Source organism: Listeria immobilis (assembly GCF_014322765.1).
Lineage (GTDB): Bacteria > Bacillota > Bacilli > Lactobacillales > Listeriaceae > Listeria > Listeria immobilis.
The window spans coordinates 96,829-123,336 of sequence record NZ_JAASTZ010000006.1 but is presented as its reverse complement, the minus strand read 5'-3'; the positions used below and the strand labels follow the sequence as shown (position 1 = coordinate 123,336).

The following is a 26,508-nucleotide window of genomic DNA, read 5'->3' as shown; positions in this document are numbered from 1 at the left end:
CTAAGAAAAAAGTGCGGCTAGATTTCTCATACCGCACTCTTCATTTTATCTTTAAGCTAGCTGTTCTAACTCGCTTGTGCGAAAATCTTTTTCCACACGAACAGAGACAAGTCTAGCATCATTCATTTCTTCTACTGTAAATCGAAGGCTATCGTATTCGACAACTACTTTATCATCTTCTTCTGGAATTGTCCCAGTTAATGTAAGTACAAAACCAGCCACAGTATCTATCCCACGTGAAGGAAGTTCCACGTGAAACATTTTATTAAAATCATCAAGCGTCATGCGGCCTTCCACGATAAATGTCGAATCATCAATTTTCTTCACTTCATCTGAAAACACATCATTCTCATCGTCAATATCGCCAACAATCTCTTCTAATAAATCTTCTACAGTAACAATTCCGGCAACTCCACCGTATTCATCCATTAAAATTGCCATCTGATTTCGTGTTCTTTGCATGTTTTTGAGTAAATCATCAATAAACATCGTCTCTTGCGCAAAATATGCTTCTTTAACAAGCGACTTCACATCAATATTTTCAAAACCTGATTTCCTAGCTTCTGCAAAGAAATCTTTCATATGCAGAATACCTAGCACCGAGTCCTGATCGCCTGTAAAGACGGGAACTCTTGAAAAATTCTCATTTAATAATGCATCACAAAGCGCTTCTGATTCTGTTTCAGCGTCTATCATAAATGCATCTGTTCGCGGCACCATCACTTCACGGGCATATTTATTATCCATTTCAAAAACACCACGAAGCATTTGTAATTCTTCTACCTCAATTACGCCATCACGTCGACCAGTTTCAATGAGTAACTGCATTTCTTCACGCGTCATCTTATCATCATCTGCATTCTTTTCCATTCTCGTAATTTTCACTAAAACATCTGTAGAAAAAGATAAAAATTTGACAAACGGACGAAGTAATACACCTACCGCCATAATTGGTCGTACAGAAACTCGAGCAATTTCCTCTGATTTTTGAAGCGCTAAACGTTTGGGATAAAGTTCACCGAAAACAAGCGTGATATAAGATAACACAATTGTTACGACAATAATCGATAACTCTTTCGCAAAACTACTTCCTCCAAAAACAGGTTCCAATCTAGTCGCAATGCTAGTAGCAGCTGACGCACTGGAGAAGAATCCAGCAAGCGTAATACCAACTTGGATAGTAGCAAGAAATTTACTTGGATCATCTACAAGTTTAGCAAGTAAAATCGCTTTTTTATCACCAGTTGCGGCTTGGCTTTTTACTCGATTTTTGTTCAGTGATACAAGGGCCATCTCTGCTGAGGCAAAGAATGCGTTGAGCAGTGTCAACACAACAATAAGAATTAACTGCAAGATAATCTGCTGACTCTCGGGGTCAGGGTTCATATGGAACTCTCCACTCCTTATTTTCATCGAGAAAACGAATGCTCATTTTCTCTAAATATTCCGGACATTTTTCCGGTTAAGAAAATTCTATCATGCTCCCCTCATTACTGCAAGGTTTCAAATCTCAGCAAAAACTTTCATTGCATCACTTTCTATCATTTCAAAAGGATATGGTAAGAATATTTGTTCTTTATTGACAGCAAAAATTTGCGCCTTTTTATTTCGATAGTCCGTTAAATTGCAAAATGGACTCACTCTAAAAGAAGTCCCCACAATGATAATTAAGTCAGCCTGATTGACTGCTGCTAATGATTGATTTATCGCTGTTTCCGGGATAGCTTCCTCGTATAGCACTACATCCGGTCTAATAATCCCAAGACATTTCTCATGGATATTTGACTGTAAATACGTGTCTGCTGGAATGCTTTTTTGACACTTTTGGCAATGACAATGATACAAACTACCATGAAAATTAATAACCTTATTCGCCCCAGCTTTTTCATGTAGCCCGTCAATATTTTGAGTGATGACTGTGACCTCTTTCTGTTGAGCAATTTCTGCTATTTTTCTATGAATCGTATTTGGAACGGCATCTGGATAATACATATTTTCTTTCACAAATTGATAAAATTTATCTGGTTCTTGTACAAGACAAGTATGACTAAGCATATATTCAGGACTATCCATGCCAGTATATAATCCGTTTTTCGAGCGATAATCGGGTATTCCGGAGGGCACAGAAACCCCCGCACCTGTCAAAAAAACGATGTGACTAGCTTGTTTAATTGCTTCCGCTAAATTGCTCACTATTATTTCTCCTTTTCATTAGCATGTGTTTTATCTTTCCAGTTCCACCATTTCCGTAAATCTGGTTGTTGCTCGGACAAATCGGTTTCTGCGACATAGACGGCACAGCGATACGTGTATAAAACACATGGATCCATTCTTTCGCCACGTTTTTCGCAAGTCGCCATATATAAATCAAGTGGATTTTTTTCCTTTAAATCTGCTATTTCATTAATTCCAATTTCATTTAACATCTCAACCATTTTCTTTCCAATTCCCGGTAGTTTTATTAAGTCAGTTCGCATGTTTCCCCTTCTCTCTATGCATTTTTTGATTAAAATAAAAACTGATTAGCACATTGATGAAAATAAAACCAGCAACGACTAAAAATACGTCTCCATAGCCAAAGTGAGCAGCAACACTCGATCCAACTAGCGGTCCAATGACATTACCGATATATTGAAAGGATTGATTATATCCAAAAATTCTTCCAGAAACTTCCCGAGGAGTATTTTTGGCAAGTAATGATTGAACTGCTGGTAGCAATGCCCCGTCTGTAAGTCCTAATAAAAAACGTAATATTCCAAGTTGCCATGGATTTTGTGCGAAAGCCATCGGGATTTGCAGTACCATTGAACCTATAAGCGCTCCAAGTAATATTCGCTCCGAGCCAATTCGGTCACCCCACCTCCCTAGTCTTGGTGCTGCTATAAGCGCTGCAACACCAGGAACAGAAGCAATTACCCCACTAATAAAAGCAATATTTTGAGCATTTTCGGCTAAATCACGTACATATAAAGTCAAAATGGGATTTACTGAATTAGACGCAATTTGAATCATCATAGTTGTAATAAATAATGAAATAATTAACCCAGGATTTTTGAGAGATAAGAAAACTTCCTTACCTGAGCGCATTTCCGTTTTTTCTATTGGAACAAATTTCTCTTTTACAAAGAAAAGTGTTAAAAAGAAGCTCCCTAACAATAGTGCACCTGTAATATAAAATACCGGTCTAACTCCAAAAGAATCTGACAAAGCTCCACCAATTAATGGTCCAATCAATACTCCTGATACAGCTGCTGTCGAAAGTGCTCCAAGCGCCCAACCACTGCGATGGCGCGGAACCTGTGTTGCAACAAGCGCATTAGCTGTGGAAATATAACCTGAAAAAATCCCCATTAATAATCGCAACCCTACAAATTGATACACATTACTTACTAATCCCATAAGAATCATCGCTACCGCCATACCAAGAGAAGCACGTAAAAGCATGATTCTGCGCCCTTTCTGATCGGCAAGTTTCCCCCAAATCGGTGACATAATAGCAGACACTAGAAATGTGGAACTGAGCGCAATTCCAGACCATAAACTTACTTGATCGGGATTATGTACACCTAATTCTTCAATATATAATGGCAAAAATGGCATAATTAAATTTAATCCAGTTCCTGTAAGAAAACAGCCAATCCAAACCACATATAGATTTTTCTTCCAACTTTCCATAAATCCACCTAGATTCTTCTATCATTACTCTTAATTATTCCACAAAAAAAGCGAAAGTAAAACTAATCCTTCGCTTTTTTGCTATATTTAGGCAAAATGTTTCACGTGAAACATTTTAACTCTCTAAAATTTCAAGCGGAACCCAGCCAGCTTGATTTTCTTCTGTCACACACCAAACCCAACCATTTAACTCGCGATTGCTTTCTAATTTGTCTCCTGGCTTTACATTTAATTCACGTGCAGAATAATCTTCTGTTACCGTTCCACTTTTCTTATCATTTCCGACTTGAATAATTTGTTTGGGCACCCACCCTTCTTTACCAGACGATTTCACTTTACAAAATATCCAACCTGGGTACTCTGTGTCCTCTTGAAAAACCCAAATAGGTTCATTTTTATTAACAAAAAGTGGATCTGGATAATTACTTTTATGCTCTGTTTTTACAATAAATGTTCGATTCATAATTCTAATCCTCTCTAGCTAATTTTTTGCCGCTTCCCAGTCTGCAAGAAATTTATCAATTCCGCTATCTGTTAAAGGATGTTTTAGCATTTGTTCAAACACTTTATAAGGAACTGTAGCAATATCTGCTCCTGCTTTAGCACATTCGATTACATGAATTGGGTGGCGAATACTAGCAGAGATAATTTCTGTCGGGATACCATGTATTTCAAAAATCTGTGCAATATCACGGATAAGTACCAGCCCATCATCACCAATATCATCTAATCTTCCTAAAAATGGAGATACATAGGTAGCCCCCGCTCTAGCTGCTAATAATGCTTGACCTGCCGAAAATACTAATGTGACATTTGTTTTAATTCCTTCCTCAGTTAACACTTTGACAGCTGCTAAACCTTCCCCAGTCATCGGGATTTTCACTACCATATTAGGATGGATTTTCGCAATAACTCGACCTTCTTCAATCATTCCATCTGCTTCTAAACTTACTACTTCACCACTAACCGGCCCGTCAACAATAGACGTGATTTCTTGAATGACCTCGTTAAAATCACGACCTTCTTTAGCAACAAGGGATGGGTTTGTCGTCACTCCGGCAATAAATCCCATTCTATTTGCCTTTTTAATTTCCTCTACATTCGCTGTATCGATAAAAAATCTCATTAAAACATCCTCCTTTTTATCAAACGCTTTCATTTACAGAGACATTATAACGCAAAAATAACAATAAAGCTTTTGAAGTGCTTTCCAAAAAAAAGAATGCCATCATAGCATTCTAAAAAAGTTTCATGTGAAACATATTCTACAATCGGTTCTTATCCATCACTAGTAGAGGTTTTGGTCTATTTCTAATTATATCCTCTTTGATTAAATGCATGACTGTTTGAGCCACATATTCTCGTGATGTGTTCGTGTATCTTGCAAGTACTTCTTGTGTTACTTCTTTCGGTAGCAATAACCCGTTATCCGAAAATGTTCCTAAAGTTTGAGCGCATTTTAGAATGGTTTTGCGAATTCGTTCTTCTTTTTTTAAGAAGCTTAGTTTTGCAAATGCATGTGCTTCACGTAATTCTTCTGACATCACTTTAACCATGAAAAAGTTATTCTCATCTACTTTATCAAAAATAGAAAATAAGAAATTACTATCTACTTCCATAACTTCACCCTGACCTAAGCTTTGCATCGAAATGTGCGGGCTCCATTCATCATAAAAGAGATGGTACAATCCAAAATTATCTCCTTTTTGCAAAAAACGAATAATGCTTTCTTTACAATTTTCTTCTTCCATTTCTGCATCTTTTTCTACAATCATCCCGTATATGCCACTTAGAACAAAATAAACCTTTGTTCCAGTTGGACTTAAACTTTCTAGAACCTCACCCTTCTTCGTGCGGATAACCGAGCAGTAGTCTTTGAAATTTGGATGTTCAAAGCACAACTCCATTAAATTGCTAACCGTTAGATTGGATTCAAGCTCTTTTAAAAATAGCATATTCTCTCCTTTGCTATATTGTATTGAAAAAACACGCTATAATTATATCATAAAAACCTATGTAAAATGTGATATTAGTCACTTGAATCGCAAATAGTTATCTTTAATTTATGATAACTATTTTACAAAAATAATAAAATACTTAAAAAACTTATCTTTAAAAGAGCTATATTAGTCGCATTTTTGAACTTTTTGTTACTTTTCAAAAAAATTACTACTTTAAAATTAATTTAATAATTACCACTTTAGGCTGGTTTATTATTTTTAAAAATGATTATACTTAAATAGATAAAGAATTGGAACTTTAGGAAGGATGAAACGAATGAATCAAAAAAAATATAGCTGGCGGAGTTTTTTTCAATTACTCATTAGCGCCAAACCAGCAAATTGGATTATTTTCTTCGCTTTATTTGCTAGCGTAATTACAACTGTCGCAGGTTTGGTTGTTCCGCTCTTTACTAAAAATTTGATCGACGGTTTTTCGATTGCCTCGCTTGATGTAAAAATGATTGCTTTAATTGTTCTTGCCTTTATTTTACAAGCGATAACGAATGGTTTTTCGATTTTCCTGCTAAACTTTATGGGGCAAAAAGTCGTCGCAACCATACGAGAACGTTTATGGAGAAAAATTGTTCACTTACCTGTTTCTTACTTTGATAATACGAAGACTGGCGAAATGGTAAGTCGCATGGTGAATGATACGGTAGTTGTGAAAGAGCTAATTGCTGATCATTTTCCACAATTTGTAACAGGGATTATTTCAGTCATTGGGGCTATTACTATTTTGTTCTTTATGGACTGGAAAATGACACTTATTATTTTGATTGCTGTTCCAATTACTGCCCTTGTTGTAGCCCCGCTTGGTCAAAAAATGTTTAAAATTTCTAAAGGACTGCAAAACGAAACAGCAGACTTCACTGGTACAATTAGCCAAACACTTGCTGAAGCTAGACTTGTAAAGGCGTCTAATGCTGAAATGATTGAAACTACATCTGGTCATCAAGGTATTCATCGCCTATTTGGTTTTGGTATTCGGGAAGCTAAAGTTGTTGCTGTATTAGGACCGCTGATTTTCTTTGTTGTAATGGGTGTTATTGTTGGTATCATTGGCTATGGGGGTATTCGCGTTTCTGCCGGAACAATGACAACTGGTACATTAATCGCCTTCTTGCTTTATTTATTCCAAATTATTGTCCCAGTGACATCTTTCGCTACTTTTTTTGCACAACTTCAAAAAGCCAAAGGAGCCACTGAACGAATTTCGGATATTTTAAATGAAAAAGAAGAAGATTTTAATACAGGTATAGAAGTGGACGTTAGCGGAAAAACGATTCATGCTTCTGATATTTCGTTTGCTTATAATGAAGGAGAGCCAATTTTAAAAAACGTCTCGTTTGATACTAAGCCGGGCGAAGTAATTGCTTTTGCAGGACCTAGTGGCGGAGGAAAATCCACTTTATTTGCAATTCTCGAACGTTTTTATGAACCAAAAGCTGGCAAAATACTAGTTGGGGACATTCCGCTTTCCGAGATTTCAATTAATTCCTGGCGTTCGCAAATTGGCTATGTATCCCAAGAAAGTGCCATGCTTTCGGGAACAATTCGTGACAATTTATGCTATGGATTAGACCGGGAAATTAGCGAAGAGGAGCTTTGGGATGTTGCCAAGCTTGCTTATGCTGATGGATTTATTTCCGACTTACCTGACAAAATGGCAACCGAAGTCGGGGAGCGTGGTGTGAAGCTTTCTGGAGGCCAAAGACAGCGTATCGCAATTGCACGAGCATTTTTACGCAATCCAAACATTCTGATGCTAGATGAAGCGACAGCGAGCTTAGATAGCCAGTCTGAACAAATCGTCCAGCAAGCACTAGCTAACTTAATGGAAGGTCGTACAACTTTTGTTATCGCGCATCGTCTTTCTACCATTGTTAACGCTGACCAAATCCTGTTTATAGAAAACGGAGAAATAACTGGTCATGGAACGCATAGTGAATTAGTTGCAGCACACCCGCTATATGCTTCGTTTGCTGAACAACAATTAAAATAACTATTTCCCGGGAAATAAAAAAATCGACTTATGCAAACGCAAAGTCGATTTTTTCATTTTATAAGGATTGGTGAAATTTTTTTAGCTCACGTTTCTTTGTTTCGTCTAAATTATGCCATCTAACATGCTGAATTGCCCCTTCAATTGCACATAATTTGCTTAAACAAGCTGTATGATTATTTTCCCACATTCGTAAAAAGGCTTCCTTGCTTCCCACATTAGTTAGTTCTTCTGGAGTATTAATTCCTGACTCGATTAGTTCTTTCTCAAGAACTTTGCCAATGTTTGGGAGTTCGCTCAGTTCAACCATTTTCACTCCTTATTTTTGGGGAGCTGCTATTTTTTCGACACCGCCCATATATCCTTGAAGTACCTTTGGAATACGAACCGAACCATCCGCATCTTGATAATTTTCTAGAATTGCGGCAACTGTACGACCAAGCGCTAGGCCAGATCCGTTAAGTGTGTGTACATATTCCGGTTTACTTCCTGGTTCACGACGGAAGCGGATGTTAGCACGTCTTGCTTGAAAACTTTCGAAATTGCTGCACGACGAAATTTCACGGTACGAATTATAACTTGGAATCCATACTTCTAAGTCATATTTTTTAGCTGCAGTAAAACCTAAGTCCGCTGTACACATACTTAGAACACGATATGGTAGTTCAAGTCGGCGTAGTACTTCTTCAGCGTTATCCGTTAATTTTTCCAGTGTTTCATACGAATCTTCTGGTTTTACAAATTGAACTAGTTCGACTTTATTAAATTGATGTTGACGGATTAAACCACGAGTATCGCGTCCCGCAGAGCCTGCCTCCGAACGGAAACACGTACTAAAAGCAGTGTATTTTATTGGTAAATTTTCTGCTTTTAGAATATCTTCACGATGGTAATTTGTTACAGGAACTTCAGAGGTTGGAACAAGGAAGTAATCTTCTGCTTCAATAAGAAAAGCATCTTCTTCAAATTTCGGCAATTGACCAGTGCCCGTCATACTTGCGCGGTTAACCATGTATGGCGGTAACATTTCTTCATAGCCGTGTTCATTAGAATGCAAGTCCATCATAAAATTAATTAGCGCACGTTCTAATCTCGCACCCAATTTTTTATAAAAGACAAAACGGCTTCCAGTTACTTTAGCAGCATTTTCAAAATCAAGAATATCTAAATCTGTTCCAAGGTCCCAGTGAGCTTTCGGTTCAAAATCAAATTCCCGCACTTCGCCCCATTTGCGAATTTCAATATTATCATCTTCTGTTTCACCAATAGGCGTAGATTCATGGGGAATATTCGGAATCGACATTAAAATCGTATCTAGCTTATCATCTATTTCTTTTAGTTCAATATCAAGGGTCTTAATTCGATCCCCAACAACACGCATTTCCTCAATTTTTGCATCTGCATCTTGTTTTTCACGTTTTAGTTTGGCAATTTCTTGGGAAACTTCATTTCGCTGACTTTTTAGTGCTTCCGTTTCAACAATTAAAGTTCGACGACGTTTATCTAACTCGCCAAATTTTTCGAACTCACCAAGGTCTTCTCCGCGATTTTGTAGTTTTTGTTTTACTTCATCAAAATTATTACGTAACAATTTAACATCTAACATGCTAATTCCTCCTTTATTTTTTTCCATATAAAAACTCCCGTACTTTCCCGAATTAACAGGAAAGGGACGAGAGTTAACCGCGTTGCCACCCTTATTGGGACTTATAAAAATCCCCAGCTTCATTTAGGTTTAACGGACCATTCCGGAATGATTTACTCGCAAAAATTGCTTTCCACCACTCGCTCCAAGATGGATTCATAAGGAAATTACGCCAGGTTCGCACCAACCACCGGCTCTCTTGAGAAACTTGACCTTATTACTACTTCTTGTCTTCGCTTTTCGTATGAATTTAAAGTTATTCTATCGCATATCTATCTAAATTACAAGCAATTATTTAACCAATTAAATCAAGTGTATCAGATCCGTCGCCATCTGCATTCAATAATCTAATTTGCTCAGGAACAATTTTTATCACTACAAAGGATGGTGATTCTTCGTCTTGGAACCATTCTTTTGAAATATTTTCCCAAATAAGTTCTTTTATTGATTCATCTTCTTCCAGTGAAGCTAACCCATTTACTTCTAAAAAAGGTGAGCTCTTCCCGTCATAGCCAATTAACACACATACATGTGGATTTTTACGAACTTCTTCCAATTTTGGTTGCTCTCTTCCAGAAGGTGTATAGAGAGTTAACCCTTCGTGAAGAAATGTCATATATCTAGCATGTGGAAAATCTCCTTGTACAGAGGCAAGTACACCTACTTGATGTTCGTCCAAAATGGTCAGTATCTTTTTTTCCAGTTCATTTTCCATCTAAAACACCTTCCTTTACTTATTTAGTGTACCTTTCCACTTGTTTTCTTGCCTTAAACATTGGAACTTGTTATCTAAGTAACTATTTGCTATAAAGAAGTATAACCTTTTAAATGGAGGGCTTTTGAAATGATTTTACTAATTGACCATAATGATTCATTTACATATAATTTATATCAATATTTTTTAGAACTTGGAGAAGCTATTCAAGTTATTTCGGCAACCGATTTAACTCTTGAAAAATTTTTTCAACTTAATCCAGAAATGGTTGTACTTTCTCCTGGACCCGGTTCGCCTGCTGATTTTACAACTAGCCTCCAATTAATTAACCACATCCAAGTGCCTATTCTTGGGATTTGTCTTGGTCATCAAATGATAGCAGCTGGTTTTGGTGCCAAAATAGTTCCCGCAAAAGTCCCAGTTCATGGAAAAACAAGTTTAATCTCGCATAATCAAGCCGAACTATTCACTGGTCTTCCCTCCTCGTTTCATGTAACTAGGTATCATTCATTAATCGTTCAAAAAGACTCTCTTCCAGCTGATTTAGAAATAACAGCACTTACAGACGATAATATTATAATGGGGCTAAAACACACGAAAAAGCCAATTTATAGTGTCCAATTTCATCCAGAAGCGATTCTTTCCGAGCATGGACATGCCTTACTTCAAAATTTTATACGAATAGGGAGAAATGCTAAATGAGTTTATTACGATTTGATTTTGAAGGGAATGTAAAAGTTTTTGAAAACCCGTTAGAAGAGCTTATTGCCAAAAATTTAAGTGAAGTTATTCCTGTGATGAAAAAAGCAGAAGAAGCACAAAAAGCCGGAAAATATGTAGCTGGATTTATTAGTTACGAGGCTGCCCCTGCTTTTAGAAGTGATTTGCTAACAAAAACACCTGACTTAAAAATACCCCTTATTTGGTTTGGGGTGTATGATACTTTCACTGATGCCGCTGTTGGAGTTAAGGAAAACTCGCCAATTGCGTTTAATATGGAAGCTAATTATCTTGACTATACAAAGAAAATTGCCGCAATCAAGTCCGAAATAGCTTCCGGGAACACCTATCAATTAAACTACACCATCAGACTTCAAGGAGATTTACCAGATGATTTTTCTGCCCAAGCTACATATCAAGCTTTACAACAAGCCGGAAAAGCAAACTACACGGCGCTACTTTCTACAACTGATTTCCAAATTATTTCTACCTCACCTGAATTATTTTTCAAATGGGAAGGAAATTTGCTAACAACACGACCAATGAAAGGAACTGTCAGACGTGGGGTTACAAAAGGGGCTGATCAAGCTGCCCATGATTGGCTGCTAAATGATCCAAAAAACCGCGCGGAAAATGTAATGATTGTTGATTTATTACGTAATGATTTAGGAATGATAGCGCAACCTGGCAGTGTTCGGGTTCCAAAACTAATGAATTTAGAGCCTTATCCAACTGTTTGGCAAATGACTTCAACCGTGACTGCCAAGACTTCCCCTGAAACAAGTTTAACTAATGTTTTTAAAGCACTTTTTCCTTGTGGCTCAATAACCGGCGCCCCAAAAGCACGAACAATGGAAATCATTTCGCAATTAGAAGATTCAGCACGCGGAGTATATTGTGGAGCGATTGGATTTCTAGAGCCCAATGGAAATGCTATTTTTAACGTACCCATTCGAACGATTTCTATTACAAACAACAAAGCTACTTATGGTGTTGGTGGCGGTATTGTTTGGGATTCTGATGCAGAAAGTGAGTTCTCCGAGATTCAAGCTAAATCTGCTATTTTAAAAAACCCTACTACATTCTCTTTAATAGAATGTTTACGGATAGAAAATGGAGTCTTATCAAGAATAGAGTTTCATTTAGCACGTCTTGAGCAAAGTGCAGATTATTTTGGTTTTCATTTTAATAGAACAGAAACGGAACAACTATGGTACAAAACTGCCAAAAATTATGCAGATGGTACATATAAATATCGTTTTCTGCTTAACTCCGATGGCACAACGCATACGGAAATCACTAAAATTAGTACAAATAACAATTCAATCACTGCTGCTTTAGCTCGTAAGCCTGTTTCCACCGATGATTTATTTCTTTACCATAAAACAACTAATCGAGCTATTTATAACCATCTAAAAAACACCTTTACTGACGAAACAATACTTTGGAATGAAAATGGAGAATTAACCGAATTTATAAATGGAAATATCGTCTTAAATATAAATGGGCATCTTTTAACTCCCCCCGTATCCTCAGGTCTACTACCAGGCACGATGAGAGCCAGTTTATTAGCTGAAAAGCGGGTATCAGAACAAATACTAACGAAAAAAGACCTCTATGATGCTGACTATGTGTGGTTAATTAATAGTGTCCGAGGATTTGTAGAGGTAGAAGTTCAACGTTAGAATTTCCGTTTTTCACAAATCAAAAATGAATTTTCGGACTATTTTTGCCATAATTTCGCCATATTTAAATTCTTTTAAAATATAGCTTGCAAATTTTCACAATCTATATTAGAATATGTGTTCGTACGTTTTTATATCCATTTTCTAAGGGAGGAAAGACATGAAAGTATTGTTTCACCATCTTAAAAATTACAAGCTGCAAGCAACGCTATCTACCTTGTTTGTAGTAGTCATGGTTATCTCACAACTTTGGCAACCAAAATTACTTCAACAAGTACTGGACGCCATTCTCAAAGATGATATGGACAAAATCTCTTCCATTGGCGTACTTCTAATCGGTATTGCCGCTGTTGGCCTTATCGCCGGAATTCTAAACACGATTCTTTCTGCTAAAGTCGCTCAAGGCGTAGGTGCAGATATTCGTGAGTCTAGTTTCCGTAAAATTCAAACATTCTCATTCAGTAATATTGAAAAACTTTCCACTGGTAATCTAGTAGTTAGACAAACAAATGATATTACCCAAGTACAAAACCTAGTAATGCTTTCCCTACAGTCGCTAACTAGAATCCCCATCATGTTTATTGGTGCTTTTATTTTAGCGATGTTTACTCTTCCAGAACTTTGGTGGATTATTATTGTGTTAGTTGTTTTGGTAGTAATTATCGTCGTTTTCACATTTGGCTCAATGGGTAAACATTTCGCGATTATTCAAACTTTAATTGATCGTGTTAACTCTATTGCCAAAGAAAATCTGGCTGGAATGCGTGTTGTTAAATCCTTTGTTCAAGAAGAAAACGAAATCAACCGTTTTACAACTGTCAGTGACAAATTAACTCGTCATACTATCATTGTTGGAACACTTTTCTCAGTAATGATTCCTGCATTTATGCTCGTTTCAAACTTAGCAATCGTCGTTTCGATTTACTTTGTTGGTGATATGGCAGCAGAAAATCCTGAAGTTATCGGGGCAATTGCATCGTTTATGAACTATCTTATGCAAATTATGATGGCGATTATTATCGGTGGAATGCTAATGATGATGGCTTCTCGTGCACTTATTTCCTTAAAACGTATTACCGAAGTGCTTGAAACAGAGCCAGATATTACGTATAACGAAAATGCACCCGAGCAAGACTTAGCTGGTACGGTAGAATTCCGTCATGTTAGCTTTAAATATGATGGCGATGATACTAACGCTTTACAGGACATTTCTTTTAAAGCTGATGCTGGAGAAATGGTCGGTATCGTCGGCGCAACCGGTTCTGGTAAGTCCACTCTTGCCCAGCTGATCCCTCGTCTTTATGATCCAACTGAAGGCGATGTTATTATTGGCGGCACAAATTTAAAAGATATTAACAAAAAAACGCTTCGTAGTACAGTTGCTTTCGTCCTACAACGGGCAATCCTTTTCTCCGGAACCATTGCAGATAATTTACGTCATGGTAAAAAAGATGCGACAGCCGAAGAAATGGAAAAAGCGAGTAAAATCGCCCAAGCAAAAGAGTTCATTGATAAACAAGTAAAACTTTATGATGCACCTGTTTCTGAGCGTGGAACTAACTTCTCTGGCGGTCAAAAACAGCGCTTATCCATCACTCGTGGCGTTATTGGTTCTCCTAAAGTATTAATTCTCGATGATAGTACTAGTGCGCTAGATGCAAAGTCTGAGAAATTAGTTAAAGAAGCACTAAACAAAGAGCTCGACAACACCACCACCTTTATCATTGCCCAAAAAATTTCCTCTGTTATTCAGGCAGATAAAATTCTTGTTCTTGATCAAGGCAAGCTAGTTGGAGTCGGTTCTCACAAAGAACTTATTAAAGAAAATGCGATTTACCGTGAAATCTATGACACTCAAAAAGGCAAGGAGGTAACTGCATAATGAAAGAGTTTAAACAAATTAGCCGCTTTTTCTGGCACTATCTCAAAGGTTATAAACCGCAACTTGCTGTCATTTTTGTTGCTGTCATTTTCGCAACATATCTGCAAGTAAAAGCACCACAATATATTGGTAATGCAGTTCAAGAGTTAGGCGATTATGTCGTTCGATTAATGCAAACAGGTGTCGACGATAAGAGTGACTTCATTCATATTATTTGGATGCTTATCCTCTGCTACGTACTGCTCGCTGCTGCTACTTTTATCCAAAGTATCATTATGACTGGAGTAGCTGGTAAATCGACGAATAGAATGCGTATAGGGCTTTTCCGTAAGATGGAAAAATTATCGATTCGTTTCTTCGATAGCCGCAATGATGGTGAAATGCTTAGTCGCTTTACTAGTGATTTAGATAACATTTCCAATACACTTAACCAGGCGCTCATTCAAGTTCTTTCTAATATAGCGCTAATGATTGGTGTTATCATTATGATGTTCCAACAAAACGTAGAACTTGCTTTAGTTACACTTATCTCTGCACCATTCGCAGTAGTTATTGCCACTATTATCATCCGAAAAGCCCGCAAATATGTGGATGACCAACAAGATGAATTAGGTGTATTAAACGGCTACATCGATGAAAAAATTTCCGGTCAAAAAATTATTATCACTAATGGCTTGGAAGAAGAAACCATTGAAGGCTTTGTAAAACAAAACAATATCGTAAAAGACGCAACATACAAAGGTCAAGTTTACTCCGGTTTACTTTTCCCAATGATGCAAGGTATCTCACTACTTAATACAGCTGTTGTTATCTTCTTTGGTGGATGGTTAGCGTTAAATGGTGACTTAGAACGTACCGCTGCTCTTGGTTTGATTGTTATGTTCGTTCAGTATTCACAACAGTTTTATATGCCACTAACGCAAATTTCGTCCCAGTACAGCTTGCTACAACTTGCAATCACTGGTGCGCGCCGCGTTAGCGAAGTGTTTGCCGAAGAAGAAGAAGTTGAACGTGCTAACCTTCAAACAATTGATGGGATTAAAAAAGGCGTTAAGCTAGATCATGTTGATTTTGCATATGATCCTGAAAAACCAGTTCTAAAAGACGTTTCGATTGATGTAAGTAAAGGAAAAATGGTTGCCCTTGTAGGTCCGACTGGTTCCGGTAAGACAACTGTTATGAATTTGCTAAATCGTTTCTATAACGTTGATGGCGGTTCGATTTTGTTTGATGGTATTGATATTCGAGATATTAAACTTGATTCCTTACGTAAGCAAGTTGGTATCGTACTTCAAGATTCTGTGTTATTCACAGGCACAATTCGTGATAATATTGTTTTCGGTAAACCCGAGGCAACAGACGAAGAAGTTCTCAACGCCGCTAAACAAGCCAATATTCATGACTTCATTATGAGTCAAGAAAATGGTTATGATACTGAAATTAGCGATGAAAACAATATTTTCAGTGTTGGTCAAAAGCAGCTAATGAGTATTGCTAGAACCATCATTACGAATCCGTCTCTACTAATTTTAGATGAAGCAACCAGTAATGTAGACACTGTAACAGAAAGCAGAATCCAAAAAGCCATGGATAACGTTATCTCTGGTAGAACAAGTTTCGTTATTGCCCACCGTTTAAAAACAATCCTCGACGCAGACCATATTGTGGTGCTACACCAAGGAGAAGTTATTGAGCAAGGTAATCACGATGAACTGATGAAAGCAAAAGGATTTTATTCGGAACTTTATCATAATCAGTTTGTGATTGAGTGAAAATAATTAAGAATCTCTATTAGAGAACAAAAAAATCCCGTTAAGATTCGATATGACTCTTAACAGGATTTTTTTTGGTAGAAATCTTCAAATCATAGTGTAGAAAAAAGCACATATATCTATGCGCCCTACTGAGATGGAATTTTATAAGATTTATTTTTCTACTGCTTTGAATTGTATATGCGAATATTTTTTTGGATATACATTAGCATAATTATTGTAATAGACTTGTCCAGTCCAAGTATTAATATTCTTATATCTTTGCTTGACTTTATAATTTGTATAGACCCTTCTATAGTAAATAGTATAAGCTTTATTTTTCTTAACATTTACAGAATAGGATGAAGTTGCCGTAGTGCTTTTCGTAACATTAAAACCTACAGATGCATTTAGCTTACTTTTTGGTACTTTCAATGTGCCGGAATAAGAATTCGAACTTGTAAATGAGCGCGAATAGCTTAAAGTCCCCGAAGCATTTGATTTCTTTGAGGATGTCCCTACATTCCAAGGACCATAAGAATTCGCCGTTTTGGTTTTACTATATATTTCCCAAAACGATGATATGCCATATAACATTCCTTTTTCAGGAGATACCCCTTCATCAATAACTTCCTCTGAACTTTCCCCGTTAATTATAATTCCATCTAGTTTCTCAACATATTCATTGTCAACATATTCTTCATCTGCATTCAAATCATTCGCAGTTTCATTAGCAGAAACTGGCTGAACTTGAATCATGAAGAATATAAACCCCGTTAGTACTAACAGAAAACCAATTTTTAAGTAATTATATTTTAGCATAAATAGTCTCCTTTTTTTGTTTTCATCTCAGCAAATTTATGGTACCATAAATCTAAATAAAAAGAAAATTAAAACAGAGGTGAATTGCATATGTATTTTAAATATTTTATTACAAGTGGATTTATTGCCCTAATTCTATTATTTATTGTACAAGTTTTAAGTTTTGTTAGGGGATTAATCATTCAATCTGGATTCATGGATGGTAGTATTAATCAAAGTTTGATGTCTACAAAGCTCATTATAGTTCCTATTTTATTTCTTGCTATTAGTATCATATTCTTCTTACTGTGGTTCTATAAAAATTGGCCAATAAATAAAAAAGCCGATTCCCCTGATTAGGAAGATATTCTCACTTATGTTTGTTAGGATACACGACTGTTGTCTGTATAAATAAGCATTGAAAAGTCCGTGAGCTAACTATTTAAAAGAACCTATACAAAGCATTTTATAATCAAACTAGTCTGCATTTGATCACAGCAAAAAGAGATAGCATCCGGTGGGAATGCTATCTCTTTTGTTCCTATGTGTATAAATATAGTTTAATTAAACCAACCTTGTACACCATCAGCTACATAATCGCCAACGCCTGTAAAGAATGATCCAACTGCTTGTGCGGAAAGAGCAAACCAGTTTGCTTTTTCGACGTCGCTAGCAGTTACAACTTTAACATTTTCTGTTTGCGCCCCGTCAAGATAACCTAATTTGTCGCCATCTTTCAAAGAGACCGCCATTTCACCAACTTCGGTATTTTTCTTAACTGGTGCTTCTAGCGTTTTATCTTTTAATGTTACTTTTGTAGTTAATTTTGGTTCATTGCCAGTTTTTGGCACAACTAGTTTTACCGCATCTTTTGTAACAAGTCCAACTGTGTCTTCTTTACCTTTATCTACTGCGATAGTGGCAGGGTCTTTCACTTTTGAACCAGCTTTTTGTACTTCTTTTACTTGAAAATTATTAAAGGAATAATCTAGCATTTTGTTTGTTTCATCAAAACGAGCGCTAGTGTGTTCTCCTTCTCCTCCACCATTAGCATGTAATACAACGGTGATAACGCGCATACCGTCTTGCACAGCTGTAGCAGTTAAGCACATTCCAGCATAATCAGTAGTTCCGGTTTTTAATCCGTCTACACCTTCACGACCGTAAATCAGACCTGGCAATAGCCAATTCCAGTTTGTCATATCTATTTGGTCAGATGTTCCTTTACGAAATTCTTTTTTTGTTGTGCTTGCTGTTTTAAGTACTTCCGGATAGTCATTAATTAAGTGATTTGCTAACTTCGCCATACCGCGAGCTGTCATTTTGTTTTCATCTTTTGGACCACCAACTTGTTGCCCACCTTTTAAATCTTCATTATTAAGCCCAGTTGAGTTAACAAATTGATGCTCACCAAGTTTTAGTTCCTCTGCTTTTTTATTCATCATTGCTACGAATTCTTTTTCAGAACCTGCAATTTTTTCAGAAATAGCTATTGCTGCACCATTTGCTGAATAAATCGCCATTGCTTCATATAATTCTTGTACTGTATACTGTTCGCCTAGTCTAAGCGGTACATTGGACAATGAGGTATCTTGAGAAACTTTATAAGCATATTCCGAAATGGTTACTTTATCGTCCCATTTTAACTTTCCATCATTAATTGCTTCTAATAACAAATATTCATCCATCATTTTCGTCATAGATGCGATGCCCATTAGCTTATCTGCGTCTTTGGAATATAAAATTTTCCCTGTGCTTTCTTCTATTGCGATGGCTGCATTTGCGTTAACATTTGGTGCTTCTGCAGCTTGAGCCAAGTTCGGGCTTACTAAAAAGCCACTTATCGCTAGGGAGGCTGCCATAATTGCAATCCCAGCTTTTTTTATTATATTTTTCACTATAACTTCTCCTTCATTTGAGCAAAAATATCACTCATTTTATCTATATTTTCATCAAGAACTCTATTTTAAATTCCCTTTTTCTAATAGAGTTCATTTTTCAGACGGATACTTTCATATTTTACCATGATTTAATTGCCTCGTATATAAAACTTTTCGCCCAAAGAGAAACTACCTGACAATTGGCAATAGGATATGTGACGGGTATTCTGGGCTATGATAAATTGTTTGATTCGCAATTTGGCTGTCGGTTGAATTGATGAAGCTCTCTCCTGTGTTTGGGTTTGGGTCGAATCTTGGGAAGTTACTAGAAGAAATTTCAATGCGAATTTGATGCCCTTTTTGGAACATGTTGCTTGTTGCCCATAGATCTATGGTGTATTCATTGATATTGTTTTGTACATTATCGCCATGTTGTTTGGCTGCGCGAATAATCCCATCAGCGAGATTAAATGCTTTACCATCCGGGAAAACATCCACTAACTTAGCGGTGAAATCTGTATTTGGCGCATCTGTTTTGGCCCATAATTTTACTTGAACGGGTCCTGTTACTTCTAATGCTTTATCTAATGGAGCTGTGGTGTAGCAAAGTATATCCTCGCGAAGTTCTAAAGTTTGTTGATCTCGCGGCCCGTCAGCATGTAGTTCTTTATGCAGTGTTCCTCCACCATTAGATGGAACGGGGTTTTCTGGATTATAGCTAAATCTCGACTCAGTAAAAGTTGTTGGTGCTGAAAACTCGGCGCCTACTTCTCCTTTTTGGAAATAAAGAGGGGTCTCAGCTACATTTTTAGGTGGCCATTCTTCCGCAGTTTTCCACTCATTTAGCCCCATAACAAAGTAATTAATTGGCGCCATTTCTGGGAGCGGTTTTTGTTTTAACTGGTGATTAAACCATTCGATATGCCGTTTATGCATACTTGCTTCCCCCCATGCATTAGCTGCCATACCAAAGTCCCGATCACCAATCATTTGACCAAAATTAGCATGTGTCCATGGTCCAATCACAAGCTTATCTCCAAAGCCTCGACTATATCCATTTTGGAAATTAGCAATTGTTTTATCTAAAAAGCAATCATACCAACCGGCAACATGAAGACCAGGAACTTTAATTTTATCATAGTTACTTTTAGCATCAATCTTCTCCCAGTGGCTGTTCGTTGGTTCATAGTCTAATAATTTTGCAAAATATGGCATTTCTTCACGACCAATTGCTGGCCAATCTTTATATGGTTTAAATTTATAAAGCATATCCAGGTTATCCAAGTTTTCCGTCAGAGTATCCGCTGCCTGTTTCAGTGCTTCTCGTGTCCTGTATTTCCGCGACAGCATATCCGGTAGCATGGATTCTAAGTTCCACGTTTCCCACATACCTAATTCAAGTGCTCCATCATGATCATTAAAAACATCTGTCATGCTGTTTTGCGCCATAATTGGTGCAATTGCCTTTAAATGAGTATTTCCACTAATTGCCGCTAATATTTGTGTGTAGCCATAATAAGATAAACCAAACATCCCTACATCTCCATTTGCGTAAGGAAGATTTGCGGCCCATTCAATTGTGTCATAACCATCATCAACTTCTGCTATGTAAGGTACAAATTCCCCTTCTGATGCGTATCTTCCGCGAACATCTTGAACAATAACAATATAACCTTGTTGTGCCAAAATATTCGGTCTGATAAAATGAAGCCCATAAGATTTGCTATAAGGTAATCGCGTTAGTAACACTGGGTACTTCCCTTCGTCTGCTGGGCGATATATATCCGCATAAAGTGTTACTCCATCCCGCATTTTAGCCGGAATACCTGATTCTATAATTAAACGATTATGTTTCACGTGAAACATCTCCTTTTTAATATAATTCTTATTTTATTGTTCCGTATACTACCTTTTATGTCAAACAAAGCGATCCACTCGATTTGAGTGGGTCGCTTTGTTGATTTTATTTATCTAATTTTAACTTGGCAAGTGCTTCTGCCATTGGATTGTTGAACGGTTCATCATCTTGCTTGTTTTGTTTCTTCATAAACTTCGCAACATCTGTTTTAGAGACGTTTTTATTTTTTTGTTTGTCACGACGTTCCTGGAAAGCAGAGAGTTTCTCACGATAACCACAAACACACACAAACAGTTGTTTCTCTCCTTCACCACGCATTTCCATCCGCTTATGGCAATTAGGGCAACGTGCATTAGTTGTTCTTGAAAGTGATTCGCGATGGCCGCACTCACGATCTTGGCATACGAGCATCGTTCCTCGTTTTCCTTTAACTTTTAGCATTGGTTTTCCGCAATCAGGACATTTCTGAGAAGTGATATTATCATGACGGAATTTCTTATCATTTTGTTTAATTTCCGTCACTGCTTTTTTCGCATAATCACGCATCTCCGCAGTGAACTTACGGTAATCTAATTCGCCTTTTGCAATTTTGGATAGCTTTTGTTCCCAACGAGCAGTTAATTCTGGAGACTTTAAATCCTCTGGAACTAATTCAAGCAATTGGCGACCTTTGGAAGTTATTTGGATTTCTTTACCTTGTTTTTCCAATGAGAAACTGTTGAAAAGTTTTTCGATAATATCCGCTCGAGTTGCAACTGTTCCGAGCCCACCTGTATCACCAAGTGTTTTCGCCAGTGCTTTATTCGAGGTTTCCATGTATTTCGACGGATTTTCCATTGCTGATAATAGGGTTGCTTCATTAAATCTAGCTGGTGGTTTTGTTTTTCCAGTTTCCAAGTTTACTCGTCTAACTGGAATTTTATCCCCTTTTTTCATTTTTGTTAGCTGATCTGGTTCACGTGCTTCTCCATAAATACTTTTCCAACCGAGTGATTTAACTACTTTTCCTTTTAACGTGAAATCTTCTTGACCAATTTTGGCTTTAACGGCAGTCTCTTCATAAACATATGGCTCTGAAAGTACTGCTAAAAAACGTTTAACAACTAAATCATATATTTTTCGTTCTTTATCGCTTAAATCTCCTAGTGAAACGACTTGCTCTGTTGGAATAATCGCATGATGGTCACTAACTTTGCTATTATCTACAAACGATTTATTAGTTTTGATTGGTTTATTGCTAATTTGACGAGTAGCTTTTGCATTTTCACCAACGCCACAAGCATGTAAACGTTCTTTTAATGTTGGGACAATGTCCGTAGAAATAAAGCGCGAGTCTGTCCGTGGATAAGTTAAAATTTTGTGTCGTTCATATAAAGTTTGCATAATATTAAGCGTTTCTTTTGCGGAAAAGTCATAACGGTTACTGGCATCACGTTGCAGCTCTGTTAAATCATATAATCCTGGAGAAAATGATTTCTTTTCTTTCATAGAAACATCGGTGATAACTGCTGTTTCACCTTGCAAAGATTTGACTATTTTTTCCGCTAAAGCTTTATCAAAAGTTTGCCCATTGTTCCACGTGAAACATTCTTGCTCAGTTAGAGCTGTAATTCCGTAGTATTCCCTTGGTTTAAAGTTGCGAATTTCTTCTTCACGATACTGAATCATAGCAAGCGTTGGTGTCTGAACACGACCACACGAAAGTTGAGCATTATATTTAGTAGTAAGTGCTCGTGTTGCGTTAATGCCAACTACCCAATCTGCTTCCGAACGTGCAACAGCCGAATAATACAGATTTTCGTATGTTTTTCCAGGTTTTAAATGTTCAAATCCCTCACGTATTGCTTTGTCAGTTACAGAAGAAATCCATAGTCGTTTAAGCGGCTTTTTGATTTTTGCATAATCAATAATCCAACGTGCAACTAATTCTCCTTCACGTCCTGCATCAGTCGCAATAACAATTGTTGTAATATCCGTGCGGTTCATGAGTTTTTTCACTGTTTCATACTGTTTTCTAGTTTGTTTAATAGGTTCTAATTTCATTTTTTCCGGAAGCATTGGTAAATCTTCCATGTTCCAATTTTTATATTTAGGGTCGTATCGTTCTGGGTCTGCTAGTGTAACAAGATGCCCAAGCGCCCACGTAACCACATACTTTCCACCTTCTAAATAGCCATTCTTTCCTTGTTTGGCCCCAAGTACACGACCAATATCTTTACCGACAGATGGTTTCTCTGCCAGTACTAGTGTTTTTGTCATCTGTCAAAATCCTCTCTTCTATCCTATTTATCGTAACATAATTCGTCTATTCTTTCACTGCTTCTTGTTGCAAAACTGCCAAAAATGCCGCTCCGTATTTGTCCCGTTTCATTGCACCAATTCCTTTAACTTCTAAAAGCGCCTCTTCATCTTGCGGTAAGTAAGCACACATTTCTCGCAAGGTCTCATCAGAAAAAATGATATATGGTGGAACTTTATGCTTGGAAGCTAACTCTCTTCGTACTTCCCGAAGTTGTTCAAATAAACTACTATTTACTGCTAGCTTCACTTTTTCTGCTCGTTTCGCTTGTTTTCGTGCTACTTTTAATTCGCCTCGCAGTACGGAAACAGCACGATCAGTTAATTTTAATGATGGAAACTGGCTGTCAGTTGGTTGTAAATATTTTTCAGCTATGAGGTAGTCGATAAGCTGCAATACGTCTTTTTGAGAGTCCTCTTTCATTAAGCCATATGTGCTGAGTTCATCAAATCGCCAGTCCTTTACTTTTTGATCAGCCGAACCAGTTAATACTTTGGCAATTAACACCTTTCCAAAGCGTTCTCCCATTCTTTTAATGCAGGAGAAAACTTGTTGAGCCTGAATCGTCACATCTGTTGCCTCTCTAATGTCTAAACAATTACTACATTTACCACAATTTTCCTCATCATCGCCAAAATATTGGACGATATATTTTTGTAAGCAAATTTCTGTATAACCATACCCCGTCATTTGGCGTAGTTTGGCAAATTCATTCTGCTTACGTTCTTCATCCAGTTCAGATTGCTCAATTAAAAACTGCTGTATCCGACTATCTTGTGGTGAAAAAAGTAAAATACAATCACTTGGAACGCCATCACGACCGGCTCGTCCAGCTTCTTGGTAGTATGCTTCAATATTTCGAGGAATGTTATAGTGAATAACAAAGCGCACATTGGATTTATTAATTCCCATTCCAAATGCATTTGTAGCAACGATTACACGAATATCATCGTATAGAAATTTTTCTTGCCACTCTTGTCTTGCTAAATCAGTCATGCCACCGTGGTACATTCCAGATTCAACGCCTTTTTTAAGCAGAAACGCATGGAGCCGCTCAACCTCTTTGCGAGTCGAAGCATAAATAATGCCAGATTCTGTTTTATTCTTTGATAAGTAATCTATCAAATATTTATCTTTGTCTTGTCCTTTAACTACTTGAAAAGCTAAATTATCTCTAGAAAATCCTGTTTTCACGACGGAATTTTGCCCTATTTTTAACAAACGGCAAATATCATCTGAAACAGCTTGAGTTGCAGTTGCTGTTAGCGCGATAACAAGTGGTCTTTTTTTCATTCTATCTAAACTATCACATAACGTTAAATAACTTGGTCTAAAATCGTGTCCCCACTGCGAAATACAGTGAGCTTCATCAATTGCGAATAAGGAAATCGGTACTTGTTCGATTAGTCGCTGAAAGCCTGGCGTTTCGATTCGTTCTGGTGCAATATAGAGCATCTTAACTTCTCCTGAAAAAGCAGCGTCTAAACGAAGGTTGATTTCGTGAGTCGTCAATGTACTATTGATAAAAGTGGCGGCAATTCCTTCAGAAACCAGCGCATCCACTTGATCTTTCATCAGTGAAATAAGTGGAGAAACAACAATAGTTAATCCATCAAATAACAGTGCAGGAATTTGATAACAAAGTGACTTCCCACCACCTGTTGGCATGATTGCGAGGGCATCTTCTCCTGCGCAAAGTTTGGAAATGACATCTACTTGACCATCCCGAAAATCTTGATAACCAAAATTTTGTTGTAAAATTACTTTTGCTTGCTCTATCATTATCTTTTTTCACGCCCCCTCTATAGGAATAGTATAGCTGTTTTCCGATAGTAATTGAAGCTTTTTGAAGAAATTCGTTTTTTAGCGTTGATTTGTATTTTTTAGAATAGAAAATAAAAAAAGAAACCCCTTTTTAAAGAGATTTCTGTTTTTTTACACTTAAGAAATACTATAATTTGGTGCTTCTTTCGTAATTTGGATATCATGTGGATGACTTTCACGTAGCCCAGCACCAGTCATACGAACAAATGCAGCTTCCTCACGAAGATGTTTCAAGTCTGCTGAGCCAGTATAACCCATTCCCGAACGAATTCCTCCAACCAATTGGAAGATAATATCTGCAACAGAACCTTTATAAGGAACACGACCTTCAATACCTTCTGGAACTAACTTTTTAGCATCCGCTTGGAAATAACGATCTTTAGAACCATGCTCCATAGCGGCCAGACTTCCCATGCCACGGTAAGTTTTAAATTGACGACCTTGGAAAATTTCTGTTTCACCAGGGCTTTCATCTGTACCAGCGAGCATACTTCCGAGCATAACGGCATTACCACCAGCAGCCAATGCTTTCACGATGTCCCCAGAATATTTAATGCCACCATCTGCAATAATGGTTTTACCAAATTCGCGCGCAACGGTTGCACAGTCATAAATAGCAGTAATTTGCGGAACTCCCACGCCTGCAACTACTCGAGTCGTACAAATCGAACCTGGTCCAATTCCCACTTTCACAATATCAACGCCAACTTCGAAAAGAGCACGTGCTCCCTCGGCTGTAGCAACATTTCCTGCAACAATAACAATATCTTTAAAAGCTTTACGAATCTCAGAAATTTTGTTGATAACACCTGCTGAATGTCCGTGCGCAGTATCAATAACAATGGCATCTACGCCAGCTTCTACTAACTTTTCAACACGTACAAATGTATCGTTCGTAATTCCTACTGCTGCCGCTGCAAGAAGTCGGCCGTGCATATCTTTTGCAGAATTTGGAAACTCTATTACTTTCTCAATATCTTTAATAGTGATTAATCCTTTTAAGATTCCAGCTTCATCAACAAGTGGCAATTTCTCAATACGATGCTTTTGTAAAATTTTCTCTGCTTGTTTTAGCGTTGTCCCAACTGGTGCAGTCACTAGGTTTTCTTTTGTCATAACATCTTTAATCACTGTCGAATAATCAGAAATAAAGCGTAAGTCTCGGTTAGTTAAAATCCCAACTAACTTGCGCTCATTCTCATTGTTTACGATTGGAACACCTGAAATCCGGTATTTCCCCATTAAATGCTCCGCTGCAAAAACTTGATGATCTGGAGTAAGGTAGAAAGGATCAATAATAACACCACTTTCAGATCGCTTAACCTTTTCAATCTCTTCTGCTTGTTGCTCAATGCTCATATTCTTATGAACGACACCAATTCCGCCTTGGCGAGCAATTGCAATCGCCATTTTAGCCTCCGTAATTGTATCCATTCCCGCACTCCAAATTGGTACGTTTAATTTAAGTGATGGCGCCATTTCTACACTTAAATCTACATCATTTGGTAATACGTCCGATTTTGCTGGAACGAGTAAAACATCATCAAATGTTAAGCCTTCTTTTGCAAATTTTGATTCCCACATGGGTCGCAAACACTCCTTTTTATGGCGCTAGCTTTTTATATAGAAAAAACGCATCATCTTTTCTCTATTTTCATAAAGAAAAAATGGTGGAGAATATCCACATCATGCGACTTGTACTTCTATAATCATGCTGAAATAGCCAATGTATTTTTTAGTTATTGAATATGATGTTACAAGAAGCTTG

General features: G+C 37.3%; 22 protein-coding genes and 1 other annotated feature. Of the genes, 6 read left to right on the top strand and 16 right to left on the bottom strand.

Annotated features, from left to right (window positions below):
• Positions 1 to 51: 51 nt before the first annotated feature.
• From HCJ50_RS06165 to HCJ50_RS06135, 7 genes are all read right to left on the bottom strand, one after another.
• Entirely contained in the window at positions 52 to 1,386 is a 1,335-nt protein-coding gene (locus HCJ50_RS06165; RefSeq protein ID WP_185347793.1) for a hemolysin family protein, read from the bottom strand.
• A 117-nt stretch (positions 1,387 to 1,503) separates the two neighbouring features.
• A complete protein-coding gene (locus HCJ50_RS06160; RefSeq protein ID WP_185347795.1) occupies positions 1,504 to 2,193 on the bottom strand; it encodes an NAD-dependent protein deacylase in 690 nt (229 codons plus the stop codon).
• 2 nt (positions 2,194 to 2,195) lie between these two features.
• Entirely contained in the window at positions 2,196 to 2,477 is a 282-nt protein-coding gene (locus tag HCJ50_RS06155; protein ID WP_185347797.1) for a helix-hairpin-helix domain-containing protein, read from the bottom strand.
• Positions 2,467 to 3,675, bottom strand: coding sequence for a multidrug efflux MFS transporter Lde (lde, locus tag HCJ50_RS06150; protein WP_185347799.1), 1,209 nt, complete (start codon positions 3,673 to 3,675; stop codon positions 2,467 to 2,469). Before lde ends, HCJ50_RS06155 begins: the two co-directional genes overlap by 11 nt.
• Before the next feature lie 115 nt (positions 3,676 to 3,790).
• Entirely contained in the window at positions 3,791 to 4,138 is a 348-nt protein-coding gene (locus HCJ50_RS06145) for an SH3 domain-containing protein (RefSeq protein ID WP_185347802.1), read from the bottom strand.
• An 18-nt stretch (positions 4,139 to 4,156) separates the two neighbouring features.
• Positions 4,157 to 4,801 carry a fructose-6-phosphate aldolase gene (fsa, locus tag HCJ50_RS06140; RefSeq protein ID WP_185347804.1) on the bottom strand — a complete coding sequence of 215 codons (645 nt, stop codon included), beginning with the start codon at positions 4,799 to 4,801 and terminating at the stop codon, positions 4,157 to 4,159.
• Between the two features lie 139 nt (positions 4,802 to 4,940).
• Positions 4,941 to 5,630: a Crp/Fnr family transcriptional regulator gene (locus tag HCJ50_RS06135; protein ID WP_185347806.1), complete on the bottom strand. Its 690-nt coding sequence runs from the start codon at positions 5,628 to 5,630 to the stop codon at positions 4,941 to 4,943.
• Between the two features lie 322 nt (positions 5,631 to 5,952).
• Here HCJ50_RS06135 and HCJ50_RS06130 point away from each other — a divergent pair, with 322 nt between their 5' ends.
• A complete protein-coding gene (locus tag HCJ50_RS06130) occupies positions 5,953 to 7,680 on the top strand; it encodes an ABC transporter ATP-binding protein (RefSeq protein WP_185347808.1) in 1,728 nt (575 codons plus the stop codon).
• A gap of 58 nt (positions 7,681 to 7,738) precedes the next feature.
• Here HCJ50_RS06130 and HCJ50_RS06125 read toward each other — a convergent pair whose 3' ends face one another.
• The 3 genes from HCJ50_RS06125 to HCJ50_RS06115 form a co-directional block, all read right to left on the bottom strand.
• Entirely contained in the window at positions 7,739 to 7,990 is a 252-nt protein-coding gene (locus HCJ50_RS06125; protein WP_185347810.1) for a TfoX/Sxy family protein, read from the bottom strand.
• A 9-nt stretch (positions 7,991 to 7,999) separates the two neighbouring features.
• Complete coding sequence (gene serS, locus HCJ50_RS06120) at positions 8,000 to 9,286, bottom strand: serine--tRNA ligase (protein ID WP_185347812.1); 1,287 nt, start codon at positions 9,284 to 9,286, stop codon at positions 8,000 to 8,002.
• A gap of 59 nt (positions 9,287 to 9,345) precedes the next feature.
• Positions 9,346 to 9,568: a binding site (T-box leader), on the bottom strand.
• Positions 9,569 to 9,620: 52 nt separating this feature from the next.
• The gene (locus HCJ50_RS06115) at positions 9,621 to 10,040 is read right to left on the bottom strand and encodes a pyridoxamine 5'-phosphate oxidase family protein (protein ID WP_185347814.1); all 420 of its coding nucleotides are present in this window, start codon (positions 10,038 to 10,040) and stop codon (positions 9,621 to 9,623) included.
• A gap of 129 nt (positions 10,041 to 10,169) precedes the next feature.
• On the opposite strand from HCJ50_RS06115, the gene HCJ50_RS06110 reads away from it, so the two are divergent.
• The 4 genes from HCJ50_RS06110 to HCJ50_RS06095 all read left to right on the top strand — a co-directional run bounded on the left by HCJ50_RS06110 (position 10,170) and on the right by HCJ50_RS06095 (position 16,099).
• The gene (locus HCJ50_RS06110; protein ID WP_185347816.1) at positions 10,170 to 10,742 is read left to right on the top strand and encodes an anthranilate synthase component II; all 573 of its coding nucleotides are present in this window, start codon (positions 10,170 to 10,172) and stop codon (positions 10,740 to 10,742) included.
• A complete protein-coding gene (pabB, locus tag HCJ50_RS06105; protein ID WP_185347818.1) occupies positions 10,739 to 12,445 on the top strand; it encodes an aminodeoxychorismate synthase component I in 1,707 nt (568 codons plus the stop codon). Before HCJ50_RS06110 ends, pabB begins: the two co-directional genes overlap by 4 nt.
• A gap of 160 nt (positions 12,446 to 12,605) precedes the next feature.
• Positions 12,606 to 14,327, top strand: coding sequence for an ABC transporter ATP-binding protein (locus HCJ50_RS06100; protein ID WP_185347820.1), 1,722 nt, complete (start codon positions 12,606 to 12,608; stop codon positions 14,325 to 14,327).
• The gene (locus HCJ50_RS06095; protein ID WP_185347822.1) at positions 14,327 to 16,099 is read left to right on the top strand and encodes an ABC transporter ATP-binding protein; all 1,773 of its coding nucleotides are present in this window, start codon (positions 14,327 to 14,329) and stop codon (positions 16,097 to 16,099) included. The genes HCJ50_RS06100 and HCJ50_RS06095 overlap by 1 nt, the downstream gene beginning before the upstream one ends.
• Positions 16,100 to 16,252: 153 nt before the next feature.
• Here the strand turns inward: HCJ50_RS06095 and HCJ50_RS06090 are convergent, their stop codons facing one another.
• Positions 16,253 to 16,900 (bottom strand): hypothetical protein, encoded by a 648-nt coding sequence (locus tag HCJ50_RS06090; RefSeq protein ID WP_038409307.1) that lies wholly within the window; start codon positions 16,898 to 16,900, stop codon positions 16,253 to 16,255.
• Between the two features lie 90 nt (positions 16,901 to 16,990).
• Between HCJ50_RS06090 and HCJ50_RS15755 the strand changes: the two genes are divergently transcribed.
• Positions 16,991 to 17,239, top strand: a complete 249-nt coding sequence (locus tag HCJ50_RS15755; protein WP_260443057.1) for a hypothetical protein — start codon at positions 16,991 to 16,993, stop codon at positions 17,237 to 17,239.
• A 200-nt stretch (positions 17,240 to 17,439) separates the two neighbouring features.
• Here the strand turns inward: HCJ50_RS15755 and pbpD1 are convergent, their stop codons facing one another.
• The 5 genes from pbpD1 to guaB all read right to left on the bottom strand — a co-directional run bounded on the left by pbpD1 (position 17,440) and on the right by guaB (position 26,324).
• A complete protein-coding gene (gene pbpD1, locus HCJ50_RS06085; RefSeq protein WP_185380394.1) occupies positions 17,440 to 18,777 on the bottom strand; it encodes a D-alanyl-D-alanine carboxypeptidase PBPD1 in 1,338 nt (445 codons plus the stop codon).
• A 171-nt stretch (positions 18,778 to 18,948) separates the two neighbouring features.
• Positions 18,949 to 20,616: a CocE/NonD family hydrolase gene (locus tag HCJ50_RS06080; protein WP_185380395.1), complete on the bottom strand. Its 1,668-nt coding sequence runs from the start codon at positions 20,614 to 20,616 to the stop codon at positions 18,949 to 18,951.
• 106 nt (positions 20,617 to 20,722) lie between these two features.
• On the bottom strand, positions 20,723 to 22,876 hold the full coding sequence (locus HCJ50_RS06075; protein ID WP_185380396.1) for a DNA topoisomerase III: 2,154 nt from the start codon (positions 22,874 to 22,876) through the stop codon (positions 20,723 to 20,725).
• A 46-nt stretch (positions 22,877 to 22,922) separates the two neighbouring features.
• Positions 22,923 to 24,698 (bottom strand): DNA helicase RecQ, encoded by a 1,776-nt coding sequence (gene recQ / locus HCJ50_RS06070; RefSeq protein ID WP_185347830.1) that lies wholly within the window; start codon positions 24,696 to 24,698, stop codon positions 22,923 to 22,925.
• 159 nt (positions 24,699 to 24,857) lie between these two features.
• A complete protein-coding gene (gene guaB, locus HCJ50_RS06065; protein WP_185347832.1) occupies positions 24,858 to 26,324 on the bottom strand; it encodes an IMP dehydrogenase in 1,467 nt (488 codons plus the stop codon).
• Positions 26,325 to 26,508 lie beyond the last annotated feature (184 nt).

Excerpts from the sequence above, each read along its gene's own strand:
- HCJ50_RS06165 (WP_185347793.1), bottom strand. The coding sequence starts at position 1,386 with ATGAACCCTGACCCCGAGAGTCAGCAGATTATCTTGCAGTTAATTCTT.
- HCJ50_RS06155 (WP_185347797.1), bottom strand. The coding sequence starts at position 2,477 with ATGCGAACTGACTTAATAAAACTACCGGGAATTGGAAAGAAAATGGTT.
- lde (WP_185347799.1), bottom strand. The coding sequence starts at position 3,675 with ATGGAAAGTTGGAAGAAAAATCTATATGTGGTTTGGATTGGCTGTTTT.
- HCJ50_RS06145 (WP_185347802.1), bottom strand. The coding sequence starts at position 4,138 with ATGAATCGAACATTTATTGTAAAAACAGAGCATAAAAGTAATTATCCA.
- fsa (WP_185347804.1), bottom strand. The coding sequence starts at position 4,801 with ATGAGATTTTTTATCGATACAGCGAATGTAGAGGAAATTAAAAAGGCA.
- HCJ50_RS06135 (WP_185347806.1), bottom strand. The coding sequence starts at position 5,630 with ATGCTATTTTTAAAAGAGCTTGAATCCAATCTAACGGTTAGCAATTTA.
- HCJ50_RS06130 (WP_185347808.1), top strand. The coding sequence starts at position 5,953 with ATGAATCAAAAAAAATATAGCTGGCGGAGTTTTTTTCAATTACTCATT.
- HCJ50_RS06125 (WP_185347810.1), bottom strand. The coding sequence starts at position 7,990 with ATGGTTGAACTGAGCGAACTCCCAAACATTGGCAAAGTTCTTGAGAAA.
- serS (WP_185347812.1), bottom strand. The coding sequence starts at position 9,286 with ATGTTAGATGTTAAATTGTTACGTAATAATTTTGATGAAGTAAAACAA.
- HCJ50_RS06115 (WP_185347814.1), bottom strand. The coding sequence starts at position 10,040 with ATGGAAAATGAACTGGAAAAAAAGATACTGACCATTTTGGACGAACAT.
- HCJ50_RS06110 (WP_185347816.1), top strand. The coding sequence starts at position 10,170 with ATGATTTTACTAATTGACCATAATGATTCATTTACATATAATTTATAT.
- pabB (WP_185347818.1), top strand. The coding sequence starts at position 10,739 with ATGAGTTTATTACGATTTGATTTTGAAGGGAATGTAAAAGTTTTTGAA.
- HCJ50_RS06100 (WP_185347820.1), top strand. The coding sequence starts at position 12,606 with ATGAAAGTATTGTTTCACCATCTTAAAAATTACAAGCTGCAAGCAACG.
- HCJ50_RS06095 (WP_185347822.1), top strand. The coding sequence starts at position 14,327 with ATGAAAGAGTTTAAACAAATTAGCCGCTTTTTCTGGCACTATCTCAAA.
- HCJ50_RS06090 (WP_038409307.1), bottom strand. The coding sequence starts at position 16,900 with ATGCTAAAATATAATTACTTAAAAATTGGTTTTCTGTTAGTACTAACG.
- HCJ50_RS15755 (WP_260443057.1), top strand. The coding sequence starts at position 16,991 with ATGTATTTTAAATATTTTATTACAAGTGGATTTATTGCCCTAATTCTA.
- HCJ50_RS06075 (WP_185380396.1), bottom strand. The coding sequence starts at position 22,876 with ATGACAAAAACACTAGTACTGGCAGAGAAACCATCTGTCGGTAAAGAT.
- recQ (WP_185347830.1), bottom strand. The coding sequence starts at position 24,698 with ATGATAGAGCAAGCAAAAGTAATTTTACAACAAAATTTTGGTTATCAA.
- guaB (WP_185347832.1), bottom strand. The coding sequence starts at position 26,324 with ATGTGGGAATCAAAATTTGCAAAAGAAGGCTTAACATTTGATGATGTT.